2 protein-coding genes are annotated in these 1,856 nt (G+C 52.7%); both read right to left on the reverse strand.

The genetic code is table 11. The features are described from left to right. Window positions 1-301 precede the first annotated feature (301 nt). Window positions 302-844, reverse strand: a complete 543-nt coding sequence (gene gmhB / locus ACW5XC_RS20345; protein WP_005356377.1) for a D-glycero-beta-D-manno-heptose 1,7-bisphosphate 7-phosphatase — start codon at window positions 842-844, stop codon at window positions 302-304. A gap of 113 nt (window positions 845-957) precedes the next feature. Continuing rightward, on the reverse strand, window positions 958-1,856 hold an 899-nt coding region (gene tuf, locus ACW5XC_RS20350; RefSeq protein WP_456516112.1), incomplete at its 5' end, for an elongation factor Tu.

Genomic DNA, 1,856 nt, shown 5'->3' on the forward strand with positions numbered 1-1,856 from the left:
TGTTTTTGATGTTCGATGCTGTGAGTGCCCACACAGATTGCTTGATTCAAATTGTTAAAGAGCGACGCAACAGCGTGTTGCTGCGGGAGTGAAATTCTACTCAACCGCTTTCTCGAGTCAAGCCTTATTTTCAAAGGCTTTTCGAGGTTACCGACAAAGTTGTTTGCGTTGCCGCTTGCCCTGTCGATGGAGGCGCATTATAGGGAACAGATTCTTTCTGGCAAGCAGATAATTGCAAAAAGATGGCTTTCGTTGTCCGTTCGCTCACAAAGCCACCAATTGGCATATTAAACCGGCGAAATCAGCTCACTGCAGGCACCGCAACAGCAAAATCGTGCAGATTGTCATAGAGAGCATCGGCCAGCGCACTACCCGTTTCGGTCACCGGCTTACCGGTTCTGACCATGATTTTGTGACCAACCCCAGCATTGACGGCAGCTTTTAGATCGGAAGGCTTGTCACCCACCATATAGGAACGACTCATGTCGATCCCCAGTTCCTGTTGCGCCAACAGCAGCATGCCTGGTTCCGGTTTGCGGCAATCACAGGGGGCGCCGTGATCCGGATGATGGGGGCAGAAGTAGATGCCATCGAGATCCACATCCCGATCAGCCAGTGACCAATCCATCCATTCAGTCAGATTCATGAAGTCATCTTCACTGAAGTAGCCGCGGGCGATTCCGGACTGGTTGGTGACGACGACCAGCAGATAGCCTTTCTTTTTGAGGAGCTGCAGGGCGTCTATGACTCCGGGCAGAAAATGGAAATCATCGACCTGACTGACATAGCCAGTGTCTTCATTGATGACACCGTCACGATCCAGAAAAATGGCGGGGTTGCTCACGGAAACTACCTCTATCAATGGTTTTGTCCAGTATCTCACAGGCCATAAATAGCCCCAAAAATAAAAGGGGTGGCCGAAGCCACCCCTTTTCATGTTTGTATATAACGAATCGATTAGGCGATTACGCTAGCTACAACACCAGCACCTACGGTACGGCCACCTTCACGGATAGCGAAACGCAGGCCGTCGTCCATCGCGATCGGCGCAATCAGGGTAACAACCATCTTGATGTTGTCGCCCGGCATTACCATCTCTACGCCTTCCGGCAGTTCGATGGTACCGGTCACGTCGGTAGTACGGAAGTAGAACTGCGGACGGTAGCCTTTGAAGAACGGGGTATGACGACCACCTTCTTCTTTGGACAGTACGTACACTTCAGATTCGAACTTGGTGTGCGGCTTGATAGAACCCGGCTTGGCCAGTACCTGACCACGCTCTACGTCTTCACGCTTAACACCACGCAGCAGCGCGCCGATGTTCTCGCCTGCACGACCTTCGTCCAGCAGCTTACGGAACATTTCTACACCGGTACAGGTGGTAGAAACGGTATCTTTGATACCAACGATTTCTACAGTCTCACCTACTTTAACGATACCGCGCTCTACACGACCGGTAACTACGGTACCACGGCCAGCGATAGAGAATACGTCTTCGATAGGCATCAGGAACGGCTGGTCAATCGCGCGCTCCGGCTCAGGGATGTAGGTATCCAGGTGGCCAGCCAGCTCGATGATCTTCTCTTCCCACTGAGCGTCGCCTTCCAGCGCTTTCAGTGCGGAACCGCGAACTACCGGCAGGTCATCACCCGGGAAGTCGTACTCGGTCAGCAGTTCACGAACTTCCATCTCTACCAGTTCGAGCAGCTCTTCGTCATCAACCATGTCACACTTGTTCATGAACACGATCATGTACGGGATACCAACCTGACGACCCAGCAGGATGTGCTCACGAGTCTGCGGCATCGGGCCGTCAGTCGCTGCTACTACCAGGATCGCGCCGTCCATCTGGGCAG

This window comes from Aeromonas sp. 25-AL00135, assembly GCF_054052385.1.